The organism is Aeromicrobium marinum DSM 15272, from assembly GCF_000160775.2.
Classification (GTDB): Bacteria; Actinomycetota; Actinomycetes; order Propionibacteriales; family Nocardioidaceae; genus Aeromicrobium; species Aeromicrobium marinum.
Genome location: NZ_CM001024.1, coordinates 544,203 through 558,475 on the forward strand (window position 1 = coordinate 544,203; position 14,273 = coordinate 558,475).

Consider the following 14,273-nt stretch of genomic DNA (forward strand, 5'->3'; position numbering starts at 1 on the left):
GACGACACACTGGACCGATGGCCGACCCCACTTCCAGCCCGGACGGACCCAGCCTCGACCACGCGACCCCGCCGGATCCCACCCGCCTGCACCACGCGTCCCACCTCTTCGCCCTGTTGTCCGACACCACCCGCCTGCACCTGCTGTGGCACCTCGGTGACGGGCCGGCAACGGTCACCGAGCTGGTCGATCGGACCGGCGCCCCGCGCACCGGGGTCAGTCAGCACCTGGCCAGGCTCCGCAGAGCCGGCCTCGTCGACGTCACCCGGTCGGGCCGGTTCCAGCACTACAGCCTGCGAGGCGGACACGTCGCCCGCCTCGTCCGTGAGGGCCTGAACCACGCCGACCACCTCATCACCGGCGAGGACCCCCACGACTGACGACTGCCGGTCGTGCTCACGCGCTGATGCCGGAGTCCGATGTCCTGACCCGTCGCCGGATCCCGGGACGGGGTGGTGGCGCGGCCGTCGAGAGACTTCTCGGTTCACGGTCCGCTGCGAACCGCAGAACTCGTCAGGAGGTCGGTCCATGTCTTCCCTTGATCGACGGACTCGTGGACTGCCGACGCGGAGACGATGAGCCACCGGTCCGCGACGTCCAAGGCTTGTGTGCCGGGAGGGACTGAGCCGGTCGTCCGGAAGGTGCCGTCGGCGCTCCTGGTCAGGATCTCCCCGTCGGGGGTGGCCACGACGACGGTCCCGTCAGGGGCGACGTCGATTAGGCCCAGCTCTGCCGAGGGTCCGTCGTCGGTGGCGACGATGGTCTGGTCGTCGATGGTGGCCAACGCGCCAATCGCGTCGATGATCCAGACGGTTCCGTCGGGCGCGACGGCAAGGTCACGGACATCGCCGGCAGCCAGGGTCGACCACGAGGTCCCATCTGTCGTCGACATCACCTGGCCCGACAGGGCGTCGTAGGCAACGACGAGATCCCCGCTGGTGTCCATCGCATGCAGGTCGGCCTCGCCGGACAGGCTCATCGTGTCCCAGGTGCGACCGGCGTCGGTCGAGCGAAGCAGGCCGAGGTTGGGCGGCAGATCCTCACGCAGGTCCGGATGTCCGCTGCCGAGGAAGGTGTCGGGGCCCGTGACGGTGAAGCCCATCGTGTCCTGGACCCTGCCGGCCATCCGGGTCCCGGTGTTGGTGGCGGGGTCGAGACGGTACACGCCGGCGTGGGCGGCCACGAAGACCGCGCCGTCGGCGGGATTGGTGCCGACACCGTGGACGTGACCGAAGTCGTCGAACACCACACCGAGGACATCGGAGCCCGGTGCGTCTGCATCGGGTGTGTCGGCGCACGCGACCAGGAACATCAGCGGGATCACGACGGCGAGACGAACAACTGTGCGGAACATGGACATCCTTCGAAGGTCGGAGTTTCCGGGGTGCCCCGCCGCGGCGGGGCACCCCGGAAAGGGGGAGACGGGTCAGGACGCGAGCAGGTCCTGCATCCGGGTGATCTCGGCCGTCTGGGTCTGCTCGATCTCTCGCGCCAGAGCGACGGCCTCGGCGAACTCGCCTTCGGACTGCTGCCGCAGCGCCATCTCGAGAGCACCCTCGTGGTGCACGATCATCTGCTCGAGGAACAGCCGGTCGAACTCGGCACCGCTGGAGTCCATGAGGTCGGACATCTGTTCGGCGCTCATCATGCCGGGCATCGACATGTCGCCGCCGTGGTCCATGCCTGACATCCCTGACATGTCGTCGGGCACGTCCTCGCCCCACTGCTCGAGCCAGCCACTCATCATGGCGATCTCGGGGCCCTGGGCCGCGATGATCTCGTCAGCAAGACCCAAGATCTCGGGGTCGGTCGAGCGGTCCGCGGCGAGCTCGGCCATCTCCACTGCCTGCCGATGGTGCGGGATCATGTCCTGGGCGAAAGCGACGTCGGCGTCGTTGAAGCCTCCATCGGCGGAGGGGTCGGATCCCGAGCAGGCACCGGCGAGGAGGGCGACCGCGGCCAGCAGGGTCGCAAGGGTGAACGTTCGTGTCATGGCAATCCTTGTGTCGTGAGGGGTGGTGGAAGTCGTGTCCTCGGGTCGAGCCCGGGCAGACTTCTCCTCAGCAGCGCAGGATCGACAGGCGTTGGTTGATGTCGACCGGAGGCATCAGTCGGTCGGCAGGGAGGTTCCAGCGCGGCATGCGGGGCGCGGCCCACAGGACCCGCGAGGAACGCCCCGATGCCGGGGCCAGGATCGCGAACGCGGCAAGCATGGACAGGCACACCGCAATCGCCCCGCACACCATGGCGTTCTCGGCAGTCGGGTGGTGGGAGTCGCCCGGCGGCTCGTGATCGGCCATCGTCACGACTGCTGCCGTCGGGCCGGCAGAAACGTGGTGACCATCGGAGAGCTGCGCCTGGTGCATCCCGACGAGCCCGAGGAGCAGCAGGGACAGCAGACACAACTGGACCCAGCGTCGCCGGCCCCCGCTGTTCGATGCCCTCCTGCTCATGGGGGCAGTCTAGGCAGCCGTTCGAAGCGCCGCGGCGGCTGGGAAGCCAGTCCGCACCTCGTGCTGAGCGCTGCCTCTGGGCTCGTGGTCCGCAGGCGGCGGTCGTCGGGAAGGCGATGACGCGACGCCTGGACAAGTGTTCCTTGGCAAATACCCCATAGGGGTATATGGTACCAACATCCGACTACCCGAAAGGCTGCTGATGAGCACCATCCAGAACTACGTCGTCACCGGGATGACGTGCGGTCATTGCGAGTCCGCGATCCGGGACGAGGTGTCCTTGATCGCTCACGTCCAGCACGTCGATGTCAGTGCCGCCACCGGCCGCCTGACGGTCTCGGCGGATCAGCCCGTCGACGACGCCATCGTCATGGCCGCTGTCGACGCGGCCGGCTACCGAGCGGTGCGGTCCTGACATGCGGGCCTCGACCAGGCTCGGCCTGTACGGCGCCACCCTCGTCGCCATCTTCGCGGTGGCCTTCGCCGCCGCCGGTGCGGTCGTCCCGCAGGAGTACGTCGAGCAGTGGGCAGAGCAGAGCGACGACCGCTCGGGCGGCTACGGTGCCGGCCACGACACTGACCAGGTAGGGACTCGTGGCCCCTCGGCGGGAGGCCTCACGTCGGAGTCGGGCGGCTACCGCCTCGCCGGTGTGAGCTCACCGTCAGCGACCGGCACCGAGGGAGAACTCCTCCTGACGGTGCTGGGGCCCGACGGGGAGCCGGTCACGGATTTCGAGGAGTCGCACGACAAGGAGTTGCATCTGATCGTGGTGCGCACCGATGGCTCGGGGTTCCGGCACGTGCACCCCGAGCGCGACACGGACGGCCAATGGTCAATCCCGTGGCAGTGGGACGCGGCAGGCGGCTACCGGGCTTTCGCCGAGTTCGAGCCGGCAGCAACGGGTGAGACCGTCACGCTGTCCACCGTGACGCACGTGCGCGGCGACTTCGCGCCGTCGAATCCCTCCGACGCGATCTCCGCGACCCGGGCCGGTGGCTACGACGTGAGCATCGACGGCGAGATCGTCTCCGGCGCAGCCTCGGAGGTCGTGGTCACGATCACTCGCGACGGCCGACCGGTGACGGACCTGGAGCCCTACTTGGGCGCCTTCGGCCACCTGGTGGCACTACGTGAAGGAGACCTGGCGTACCTGCACGTGCATCCACGCGGTGAACCGGCGCAGGCGGGCGGGACCTCCGGACCCGACGTGGCCTTCGACGTCACCGCCTCCACACCAGGCCGCTACCTGCTCTACCTGGACTTCCAGATCGGGGGACAGGTGCACACGGCTGCGTTCGTTCTGGACGCCACGACGGGGACCAGCTCGCCGATGTCCGGCCACGGGGCCGGCAGCCACGACGAGAACGAGCACGAGGACACGACGAGAGAGGACGACCATGACCACTGAGACCGTTACGACACCGGTCAACGTCGAACTGACGATCGGCGGGATGACCTGCGCCTCCTGCGCGAACCGGATCGAGAGGAAGCTCAACACGCTTGACGGCGTCACCGCGAGCGTCAACTACGCCACAGAGAAGGCCACCGTCTCCGGACCGCACGGCCTGGACCCACTGGCGCTGATCGCTGAGGTGGAGAAGACCGGCTACACCGCCACCGTGCCGGGGCCCACCGCGGGCGGAGGCCAGGATGACCAGACCGGGCAGGAGCGCACCGAGGAGGACGCCGAGTTGCTGTCCCTGCGACGGCGCCTCATCGGGTCCGCGGTCCTCGCCGTGCCGGTCATCGCCATGGCGATGGTCCCGGTCCTGCAGTTCGACTACTGGGGCTTCGCCTCCCTCGTCCTGGCCGCACCCGTGGTGCTCTGGGCCGGCTGGCCGTTCCATCGCGCGGCGGCCATGAACCTGCGCCACGGTGCAGCGACGATGGACACCTTGATCTCGGTCGGCACGATCGCGGCGCTGTCCTGGTCGGTGGTGGCGTTGTTCCTCGGCACGGCAGGCGAGCCGGGGATGATCCACCCGTTCGAGCTGACGATCTCGCGTACCGACGGCTTGAGCAACATCTACCTGGAGGTGGCCGCCGGTGTCATCACCTTCGTCCTCATGGGCCGCTACTTCGAGAAGCGGTCCAAGCGCAGCGCAGGCGCTGCGCTACGAGCTCTGCTCGAGCTCGGCGCGAAAGAGGTCGCGGTCCTTCGCGACGGCCAGGAGCACCGCATGCCGATCGAGGAGCTCGCGGTGGGTGATGAGTTTGTCGTGCGCCCGGGGGAGAAGATCGCCACCGACGGTGTGATCACCTCCGGCACGAGCGCCATCGACGCCTCGATGCTGACCGGTGAGTCCGTGCCGGTCGAGGTCACCGAAGGCGATCCGGTCATCGGAGCGACGGCCAACGCGGGTGGACGTCTCGTGATCCGCGCGACCAGGGTCGGCTCCGACACGCAGCTGGCGCAGATGGCTCAGCTCGTCGAGGATGCCCAGTCCGGGAAGGCCGAGATCCAGCGTCTGGCCGATCGGGTGTCCGGAGTGTTCGTGCCGATCGCCATCGCGATCGCCGTGGCCACCCTGGCCGCGTGGATCGGTGCCGGCTTCCCGGTGTCCGCCGGGTTCACGGCAGCCGTTGCAGTGCTGATCATCGCCTGCCCGTGCGCGCTCGGCCTCGCCACGCCCACCGCGCTGCTCGTCGGCACCGGCCGCGGTGCCCAGATGGGTGTGCTGATCAAGGGTCCCGAGGTGCTCGAGTCCACCCGGCGGATCGACACCATCGTGCTGGACAAGACCGGCACGGTCACGACCGGCAAGATGACCTTGATCGACGCCGTACCTGCCGGCGGTGTGGACCACGCCACGCTGCTCCGCCTCGCGGGAGCACTGGAGGACGCCTCGGAGCATCCGATCGCCCAGGCGATCGCCGCCGGGGCGCGAGCACAGGTGGGGGACCTGCCCACCCCGGAGTCCTTCGAGAACGTCGAAGGGCTCGGCGTGCAGGGCATCGTGGACGGCCACGCCGTCCTGGTGGGCCGAGAGGCGCTGCTGGCCAAGTGGTCGCAGCACCTGGACGACGATCTGCTGGCCGCCAAGCAGGCCGCCGAGGCGCAGGGCAAGACCGCTGTCGCGGTCGGTTGGGACGGTGCGGCTCGCGGCATCCTCGTCGTGGCCGACCAGGTCAAGCCCACCAGCGCAGAGGCGATTCGTCAGCTCAGGGACCTGGGCCTCACCCCCGTGTTGCTGACCGGTGACAACCGGACCGTGGCCGAGCAGGTCGCCAATGAGGTCGGGATCACCGAGGTCATCGCCGAGGTGATGCCGAGGGACAAGGTCGACGTCGTCAGCCGGCTCCAGCGCGATGGCAGGACCGTGGCCATGGTCGGCGACGGCGTCAACGATGCTCCGGCCCTGGCCCAGGCCAACCTGGGTCTGGCGATGGGCACTGGAACCGACGTGGCCATCGAAGCTGCCGACATCACCCTGGTGCGCGGGGATCTCCGAGCCGCAGCCGATGCGATCCGGCTGTCCCGACGGACGCTTCGCACCATCAAGACCAACCTGTTCTGGGCCTTCGCCTACAACACGGCGGCCATCCCGCTGGCTGCCCTGGGCCTGCTCAACCCGATGCTCGCGGGCGCCGCCATGGCGTTCTCGTCCGTGTTCGTGGTCTCCAACAGCCTGCGACTGCGCACCTTCACGTCGGCGGCGAACGACTCCACCCCAGACGCCGCGACCCGGCAACACGGACCGATGGCGACGACCACATGAAGAACTCCGACGAAAGGAAGCAGACGATGATCCATCCACAGGGCCATGAGGACCAGGAGACGACGACCGGTACGTGCTGCGGACACAGCGCGAAGGCCGATGACGGCACACGCCCCGACGCCCGCGACGTTGCCGAGTGTCCGGTGATGGCCGGCACCACGGTGATCAAGGCCGAGGCTGAAGCGGCTGGTCTGGTTCGCACGCACCGCGGACAGCGCTACTGGTTGTGCTGTGATGCCTGCGGGCCGATGTTCGACGCCGATCCGGACGGTTACGCAGCATGAGCGCGCACGGCGACCGACATGCGGGGCAGCGACCGGCCGTTGCCGAACGCTCGGCGGGAAACCATCAGCCTGACTCCGACGGTAGCCATGATCCGGCGCAGGTCGACGGCTCCCATCAGGGTCACGGTGGTCACGGCGACCACGTCGGGCAGTTCCGGCGCCTGTTCTGGATCATGCTCGTCCTGGCGGTCCCGGTGGTGGGCTTCAACGAGATGTTCGCCCATCTCGTCGGCTACGGACTGCCGGACAGCGCATGGGTGTGGTGGGTCTCTCCCGTGCTGGGCAGCGTCGTCTACGGCTGGGGCGGTCGTCCGTTCCTGACAGGGGCCGTCGCCGAGATCCGCTCGCGCAAGCCCGGGATGATGTTGCTGATAGCTCTCGCCATCACGGTGGCGTTCGTCGCCTCGTGGGGTGCAACGCTCCGCGTGCTCGACCACGAGTTGAACTTCTGGTGGGAGCTGGCGCTGTTGGTGGTCATCATGTTGCTGGGCCACTGGATCGAGATGCGTTCCCTGGCCCAGACCACGTCGGCGCTGGACTCCCTGGCGGCGTTGCTGCCGGACGAGGCCGAAAAGATCCAGGGCGGCGAGGTCGTCACGGTCGCTCCTGCCGACCTCGTTGTCGGGGACGTCGTGGTGGTCCGGCCCGGCGCAGCGGTTCCGGCCGACGGCAGGATCGTCGACGGTTCGGCCAGCATGGACGAGTCGATGATCACCGGTGAGTCCGCGCCCGTGCAGCGCGAGAGAGGGCAATCGGTCGTCGCCGGCGCCGTGGCCACCGATTCCGGTCTGCGGGTGGAGGTCACGGCGATCGGTGACGACACCGCACTGGCCGGGATCCGCAAGCTTGTCGCCCATGCGCAGGCCTCGTCGTCGCGGGCGCAACGAATCGCGGACATCGCCGCAGGCTGGCTCTTCTGGTTCGCTCTGGGTTCTGCGGTGATCACTGCGGCGGTATGGTCCCTGGTCGGTCAGCCCGACAACGCCGTGGTCCGCACCATCACGGTCCTGGTGATCGCGTGCCCGCACGCCCTCGGACTGGCCATACCTCTGGTCGTCTCCATCGCCACCGAGCGAGCTGCCCGCGGTGGAGTTCTGGTCAAGGACCGGCTCGCGCTGGAATCCATGCGTACGGTCGATGCCGTCCTGTTCGACAAGACCGGCACCCTGACCAAGGGGGAGCCGACCGTCACCGGTGTCGAGACGGCCGAGGGGCACCGCCTCGACGACGTGCTCGCCCTGGCCGCCGCAGCCGAGCTCGACAGCGAACACCCCCTCGCGAAGGCCATCACGGCTGCCGCGCGTGCCCGGGGGCTGCCTGTGCCTGCGTCCTCGGACTTCTCGTCCTCGCCCGCCGTGGGAGTCTCGGCAACCGTCGGGGGTCGGACGGTGGAGGTCGGTGGTCCGAACCTGCTCGCCGAGCGAGCCGAGGCGGAGCTGCAGGTCGCCGATCAATGGCGGAAGGAAGGCGCGATCATCCTCCACGTGCTCGTCGATCGACACGTGATCGGCGCGCTGCGGTTGGCTGACGAGATCAGGCCCGAGTCCCGTCAGGCTGTCGACGCCCTCCATGCCGCCGGCGTCCAGGTGGTGATGATCACGGGCGATGCCCGAGCAGTTGCCGACACGGTCGCGAGAGACCTGAACATCGACCGGGTCTTTGCCGGGGTGCGCCCCGAGGACAAGGCCGCGAAGGTCGCCGAGCTGCAGGCGGAGGGCAAGCGGATCGCCATGGTCGGCGATGGCGTCAACGACGCCCCGGCCCTGGCTCAGGCTGACGTCGGCATCGCCATCGGGGCCGGCACTGACGTCGCGATCGGCTCCGCCGGGGTGATCCTCGCGTCGTCGGACCCACGGTCCGTCCTCTCGGTCATCGATCTCTCGCAGGCCAGCTACCGCAAGATGAAGCAGAACCTGTGGTGGGCCGGGGGCTACAACCTCATCTCCGTGCCCTTGGCGGCAGGAGTGCTCGCGCCCATCGGATTCGTCATGCCGATGAGCGTCGGTGCGGTTCTCATGTCGGTGTCCACGGTGGTGGTGGCACTCAACGCCCAGCTCCTCCGGCGCCTTGACCTGTCGCCCGAGGCGAGCGCGACCACGTTCCTCGGCCTCCGCACCCCATGACAGCCGCACATCAGTCATGATCGTCAGGACGCCGACCCCAGGAGCAACCACGATGCCCAGCACGCCGACGGCCCCAGGCCCGTCCGATCACGGCTACATCAGTGACAAGGACCGCTACCTCGCTCGGCTCAAGCGGATCGAGGGCCAGGCGCGAGGCATTCACCGGATGATCGACGAGGACTCCTACTGCATCGACATCCTCACCCAGATCAGCGCTCTGACGAGCGCGCTGGAGAACGTCGCGCTCGGTCTGCTGGACGATCATCTGAGGCACTGTGTGGTGGACGCCGCCCGGGCAGGTGGCCCCGAAGCGACGGAGAAGCTCGACGAGGCCTCACGCGCCATCGCGCGACTGATCAAGTCATGAAGGATCCGACCCGATGAGCGCCAGCCGGTCTGTCGCTCGGGCTGTTGCGCAAGTGACGCTCGCAATCCTCGCGGACCAGCGCAGCACGAAGCAGTCCGCCGCGCCGGCACCAGCGACCTGCACACCGTGTGGCGGAAACGGCATACGGATCATCGTTCATCTGACGCGGATGTGCCGTTGAGGAAAATCGCGGCCCGGGTGTGTTCGTAGGTCAGGCTCGTGACCCAGAGGTCACAGGTTCACATCCTGTCCCCGCTACCAACCGAAGGCCCCTGACCAGCAGAGATGCCGGTCAGGGGCCTTTGTCATGCCGGAAACATGGGCTCGAGTGACGAAGTTTCAGCGATCTCAAATGACGTGGAAGATGGCTGTAGTCACCTCCGTCCGTGACGCACACCCCGCCGCTGCGAGCGGCGACCGACGAACGTACGCCCGACGTTTGCGGCGAGGGTGAGACCGGTACGGCTACGGCCCGAACCGGTCGACGCAGAGCTGGTCGGCAGAGGCCGATCCTCGCCTCTAGGATCGCGCTCATGCGCCTGCTCTCCCATGTCCTTGGCTTCGTGTTGAAGAAGCTGGGCCTGCTCGGAGCGCTGCTGCTGTCCTTGTTCTTGGGCTATCTGCTCATCCAAGCTTTTGTCCCGGCTCTCCAGGAGGCTGTGGCGGAGCGAGATCGATTGGAACGGGTGGCTGAGGAAAAAGCAGTTCTGGAAGGGGATCTCGATCAACTCAGGGACAGCGTGACAGAGGGCCAAGGCAGGGCGATCGAATCGATCGAGGGCAGGATCGACGCCGAGATCGAGGAGAGTCGGCGCAGCGTCGCCGAGAAGAAGGCGGAACTGCGGCGCCTGCGTGAGGACGAGCGGAAGGTTTGCGGCTTGGTTCGCAGGGCCGCGTCATGGGTGCTTCCCGGTAACGCCTGCGAAGCTGCCGAGAAGTTGACCAAGAAGGCGGACGAAGCGCTCGACACTATCGAGGGGAGTCTCCGCGAGGCTGAGGGGGAGGCTGCTGTCCTCAACAACCCCTACCTGACGAACCAGCAGAAGCTCGATCGCCTCGCCGGAGGTGGCGGCCAGTCCTCCACCGAGAGAGAGATCAACAACAAGCGGTCTGAACTGCGCCAGAAGGACGCCGAAGAGCAAAGCTTGAAGGCCGCCCAGGCATCCGGTGCGGGATGGGTGGTCAATCAATGGGCGCAGTCGTGGAGGTGGTTGGCCGCCATCGCGCTGCTCGTACTCGTCATGCCGGTGGTTGTGCGCGTCGTCAGCTATTTCCTGCTGATGCCCGTGGTGAGTCGAACCCACAAGCCGATTCACTTGGCGGCTGGGACAGACAACGTCAACGCCGACCTTCGCACTGACGCGGCGCAGCGGACCCTGGAGATCCAGCTCGCCCCGGGCGAGGTGTTGTCAGCGCGGTCGGAGCATTTTCGTACCGTGAAAGTCGCAAGTAGCCAGCTTCTGTATGACTGGGCGTCGCCATTCATCAGTTTCGCGGCTGGGCTCCACAGTCTGAGTCGGATCGTCGGCGATGAAGACCTCAACTCGGCGACGCTGTCGACGCCCGATGCCCCCGACTCGTGCTTGATGCGAATCGATTTCAGGGACCATCCAGGTCTGGTGATGCGACCGAGGCACGTCGTGGGCGTCATCGGAACCCCGGAGTTGGCGACGCGCTGGCGGTGGGGCATCGCCTCTGTTGCGACATGGCAGGTGCGCTACATCATGTTCACTGGCAGCGGCAGCCTGATCGTCCAGGGAACCGGCGATGTCGTCGCGACGAGCCCCCATGGCCGGTCCACGAGGATGGAACAGAACCTGATGATGGGTTTCGATTCTCGCCTGAGCATGGGCGTCAATAGGACCGAAACATTCTGGCCCTACCTGTGGGGGAAGACCCCGCTCGTCGACAATGAGTTCACCGGCCACCATCAACTCTTCTGGCAGAACTCCAGCGCCGATGGGCCCAGTAATCCGATCGCACGAGTTTTTGCCTCCTTCACATCGGCCTTCAGCAAGTTGTTCGGCTTCTGACTTCTCTCTTTGGGCGTTCCCGCGCGCCCGATAGTGCAGGTGGCCTGTCGCGGACGATTGTTGTGTGTCGATCATGCTGCTTGCTCGGGGGAGGTTGGAGGGGTTTCGAACTCGATCGGGCTCAGGTAGTCCAAGCTCGAGTGGCGCCGGGTCGAGTTGAAGAACGCTTCGATCCACTCGAAGGTCCCGCTGGCCAGCTCGGACGGGCGTTGCTGCACCATCCGGTGACACCCCTCGCCTAGGCCAGACCATCATCGACAAGGAGTCGCATGGCCTACTTCAGCCGGATCGATGACCGCACGTTCCAGCCTTCGCTGTGGACGGGTGGCGCGTGGAACCTTCGCGAACAGCACATCGCACCCGCGTTGGGGCTCCTGACTCACCTCGTGGAACACGATCGCATCGGGCGAGCCGACGACTTCGTCATCGGGCGGCTCTCCTACGACATTCTCGGACCACTGCCGATCGAACCGTTCGAGGCCGATGTCCACCTCGTGCGGGCAGGGCGGACGGTTGAGTTGACGGAAGCGAGCCTCTCCCACCACCAGCGCCCGGTGGTGCGCCTGCGCGCGTGGCTGCTGAAGCCGCACGACACACAGAGCCTGGCCGGCACACCACTGCCGCGCATAGCTCCCCCGCTCGACATGCAGCCGTGGGACGCCACCAGCGTGTGGCGCGGCGAGTTCATCAAGACGATCAGTGTGCGGCGCGCCGAAGAAGCTCCGGGTCGGGCAGCGTACTGGCTGCGAACAGACGAAGCGCTGCTCGACGACGAACCGGTCAGCCCTCTGGCTCGAGCGGCGGGTCTGTTCGATGTCGCCAACGGCATGGCGGCTCGGGTCAGCCCGACCGAGGCCACCTACCCGAACGTGGACCTGACCGTTCACCTGTTCGGCACCCCTCGTAGCGACTGGCTGGGGTTCGACACGTCTGCTTCATTCGGCTCCAACGGACTGGGCCTGACCAGCACCGTCCTGCACGACGAATCAGAAGGACCCATCGGAGTCATCGGCCAGGCGCTCACCGTTCGACCCGTCGCACGAGGCGGTGTTGAACGGACGATCGAGTCGCCCAGCTAGGCGCCCCGACCCAGCGCTGCACCGCACCCCAGGCCTTCCTTGCGGTCGCAACCCGCCGCGTGCTCAGCGGGTCGGCGGCTCGAACGGGGTCGTTCCGCACTTGAAGAAGTACGGGTGCTGGTCGAGCGGTGCCGGCACGGTCGCCGACCCGGAGTAGGTCTGACCGGTCTCGGGGTGTCGCCAGCAGCCCGGCGGGAAGACGACCTCGCGGGTCGTGGCTCCCTGCGTCACCACCGGCGCGACGAAGACGTCAGGCCCGAGCATGTACTCCTGGTCGATCTGATGAGCTCCGGGCATCTCCGGGTAGGCCAGCCACAACGGGCGGGTGATCGGCATGCCGGTCTGCTTCGCCTCCCGCCACAGATCCATGATGTACGGCTCGGCGGCACGGTGCAGGCGCAGCGTGTCCCGGTGGATCTGGGCGGCCTCCTCGTCCCAGCTCCACGGGAACCTCTGCTCCAGGACGGGGCCGCCGTGGACCCGGTTGCCCGGGGTCAGCGCGGCGTACCAGGACCAGCGCAGGAAGAGCTCGCGCGACGGCGGGCCCGAGAGCAGGTCCATGTAGCCGCCGGTGTCGCAGTGGAATCCGTAGGCTCCGCCGACGGCGCGGTTCAGCATGTCGGTGGTCAGGGCGGGCAGGCCGGTCCGGCGGCTCCAGTTGGACTCGTAGTCGCCGCACCAGTTGGCCGACTCGTACGCCGCTGACCCGGGGCGGCCGGAGTAGCCGGAGCGGACGTAGAACATCGGCTCGGTGCGGTCCGGGTTGTCCGCGTGCCACTCGTCGACGATCTCGCGGGTCGCGCGGTGGAAGTCGATCGGATAGCGGTTGTGGGCCTCCCGGCCGGTGGAACCGTCGGCGAACCGCATGTCCCACATCGTCTGCTCGCCGAAGTCCTGCATGAACCCGTCGGCGCCGGCGTCGAGGGCCTCGCGGATCCGCAGACGCCACCAGGCCACGGTCTCGGGGTTGGTGAAGTCCAGCTGGACCGCCAGCTTGCCGGGGGCCAGCGTGTTGGAGAAGACGTACGGCGAACCGTTGGCGCGGCGGGCGGCGTAACCCTCGGTCTTGGCGGTCTCGAACGCCGCGTCGTCCTCCAGACCCTGGCCGTCGTTGCCGGCCCATGCGCGGAAGTAGACCAGCGGCCGCATCCCGTTCTCCCTGATCAGGGCGATGATCTCGTCCAGTCGGCCGGCCTGCTTGAGCATCCACCAGGCCTCGAAGCTGAAGGACTCGTACGGCAGGTCCAGCTCCACGATCTGGCGGATCGACTCGCGGATCTCGGCCTCGTAGGCGGCGGCCGACTTGCCGGTGAGGCCGCCCACGAGCGTCTGGGCGAAGGTCGGCGAGACCTGCCACGACGGCGGCACCGGGGTGCGGCCGGTGATCGCGGTCAACGTCTGGATCGCCTTCGGCCCGTCGCCCGGCGCGACGGTGAACTTCAGGCCCGCGGAGTTGCTCTCCACCTGCCAGGCGTCGTCCCGGTCCGAGCGCAGCCGCCATCGGGACAGCTCGCTCTGCTCGAGGAAGAAGCCGTAGGGGCGCGAGGAGATGAACTGCGCCTGCTGGTACCAGCCGGACTGCGGCTGACCGGCCAGCGGCGGCACGGAGAAGATGGTCTGATCGATCCAGTTGAAGAAGCTCTCGCCCGCCTGGTCGATCGCGTTGCGGCGGCCGCCGAACCCGTGGAAGGCCTCGTCCGGTCCTGAGGTGAACCCCGCGCCGACGAAGGCGATGTTGGTCGCCGGCTGGAACTGCACCTGGGTGCGGACCGCGTCGCCCTCGTCCGGTCGCACCTCGACGATGGCCTTCCGGCCGGTCGGGTCGTCGGTCGCGACCTCGAGCCGGACGCCCCCGTCGGCCAGCCGCGTGGTGCGGCGGACGTTGGTCAAGGAGTACGTCGTTCCGCCGGACACCGTCAGGAAGGGGTTCCCCGTGACCAGCGGGAACGGTTCGATCTGGGTCATCGACACCTTCCCGGTGGTGAAGGTGATCGGTGCGTAGCGTGCGGGGATGACGTCGGTGTCGCCGAGGAGGCCCTGCAGGTCGGAGAGGTGCAGGCTCAGGGTCGGTCGCCCGCGGCCGGGGACCGACGCCAGCACCTCGCGACCGTCGCCGTCGCGAAAGGCCAGACCGAACGGGGCGGTGCGGACCTCCGTGCTGACCTCTCCGGCGTCGACCAGGACCGGGCCGGGTGCGGTGGAGGTCGTCACAGC

The 14,273-nt window shown here is 67.8% G+C and carries 13 protein-coding genes; 9 read left to right on the plus strand and 4 right to left on the minus strand.

Going from position 1 to position 14,273, the window contains the following annotated elements:
- Positions 1–17: 17 nt before the first annotated feature.
- Positions 18–380 (plus strand): ArsR/SmtB family transcription factor, encoded by a 363-nt coding sequence (locus HMPREF0063_RS02965; protein WP_007077167.1) that lies wholly within the window; start codon positions 18–20, stop codon positions 378–380.
- Between the two features lie 104 nt (positions 381–484).
- On the opposite strand, the gene HMPREF0063_RS02970 is transcribed toward HMPREF0063_RS02965, so the two are convergent.
- From HMPREF0063_RS02970 to HMPREF0063_RS02980, 3 genes are all read right to left on the minus strand, one after another.
- The gene (locus HMPREF0063_RS02970; protein ID WP_007077168.1) at positions 485–1,360 is read right to left on the minus strand and encodes a WD40/YVTN/BNR-like repeat-containing protein; all 876 of its coding nucleotides are present in this window, start codon (positions 1,358–1,360) and stop codon (positions 485–487) included.
- 66 nt (positions 1,361–1,426) lie between these two features.
- Positions 1,427–1,993 (minus strand): DUF305 domain-containing protein, encoded by a 567-nt coding sequence (locus HMPREF0063_RS02975; protein ID WP_007077169.1) that lies wholly within the window; start codon positions 1,991–1,993, stop codon positions 1,427–1,429.
- A gap of 67 nt (positions 1,994–2,060) precedes the next feature.
- Complete coding sequence (locus tag HMPREF0063_RS02980) at positions 2,061–2,453, minus strand: hypothetical protein (RefSeq protein WP_007077170.1); 393 nt, start codon at positions 2,451–2,453, stop codon at positions 2,061–2,063.
- Between the two features lie 202 nt (positions 2,454–2,655).
- Here HMPREF0063_RS02980 and HMPREF0063_RS02985 point away from each other — a divergent pair, with 202 nt between their 5' ends.
- From HMPREF0063_RS02985 to HMPREF0063_RS03020, 8 genes are all read left to right on the plus strand, one after another.
- Complete coding sequence (locus tag HMPREF0063_RS02985; RefSeq protein WP_007077171.1) at positions 2,656–2,868, plus strand: heavy-metal-associated domain-containing protein; 213 nt, start codon at positions 2,656–2,658, stop codon at positions 2,866–2,868.
- A 1-nt stretch (position 2,869) separates the two neighbouring features.
- On the plus strand, positions 2,870–3,862 hold the full coding sequence (locus tag HMPREF0063_RS02990; protein WP_007077172.1) for a hypothetical protein: 993 nt from the start codon (positions 2,870–2,872) through the stop codon (positions 3,860–3,862).
- A complete protein-coding gene (locus HMPREF0063_RS02995) occupies positions 3,852–6,173 on the plus strand; it encodes a heavy metal translocating P-type ATPase (RefSeq protein WP_007077173.1) in 2,322 nt (773 codons plus the stop codon). The genes HMPREF0063_RS02990 and HMPREF0063_RS02995 overlap by 11 nt, the downstream gene beginning before the upstream one ends.
- A complete protein-coding gene (locus tag HMPREF0063_RS03000; protein WP_007077174.1) occupies positions 6,170–6,457 on the plus strand; it encodes a hypothetical protein in 288 nt (95 codons plus the stop codon). The genes HMPREF0063_RS02995 and HMPREF0063_RS03000 overlap by 4 nt, the downstream gene beginning before the upstream one ends.
- 173 nt (positions 6,458–6,630) lie before the next feature.
- A complete protein-coding gene (locus tag HMPREF0063_RS03005; RefSeq protein WP_040320059.1) occupies positions 6,631–8,580 on the plus strand; it encodes a heavy metal translocating P-type ATPase in 1,950 nt (649 codons plus the stop codon).
- Between the two features lie 52 nt (positions 8,581–8,632).
- Positions 8,633–8,947, plus strand: coding sequence for a metal-sensitive transcriptional regulator (locus tag HMPREF0063_RS03010; RefSeq protein ID WP_040320060.1), 315 nt, complete (start codon positions 8,633–8,635; stop codon positions 8,945–8,947).
- Between the two features lie 533 nt (positions 8,948–9,480).
- Entirely contained in the window at positions 9,481–10,980 is a 1,500-nt protein-coding gene (locus HMPREF0063_RS03015) for a hypothetical protein (protein ID WP_007077177.1), read from the plus strand.
- A 269-nt stretch (positions 10,981–11,249) separates the two neighbouring features.
- On the plus strand, positions 11,250–12,059 hold the full coding sequence (locus tag HMPREF0063_RS03020) for a thioesterase family protein (RefSeq protein WP_007077179.1): 810 nt from the start codon (positions 11,250–11,252) through the stop codon (positions 12,057–12,059).
- Between the two features lie 63 nt (positions 12,060–12,122).
- On the opposite strand, the gene HMPREF0063_RS03025 is transcribed toward HMPREF0063_RS03020, so the two are convergent.
- Positions 12,123–14,270 carry a TIM-barrel domain-containing protein gene (locus HMPREF0063_RS03025; protein ID WP_169309967.1) on the minus strand — a complete coding sequence of 716 codons (2,148 nt, stop codon included), beginning with the start codon at positions 14,268–14,270 and terminating at the stop codon, positions 12,123–12,125.
- Positions 14,271–14,273: the final 3 nt, after the last annotated feature.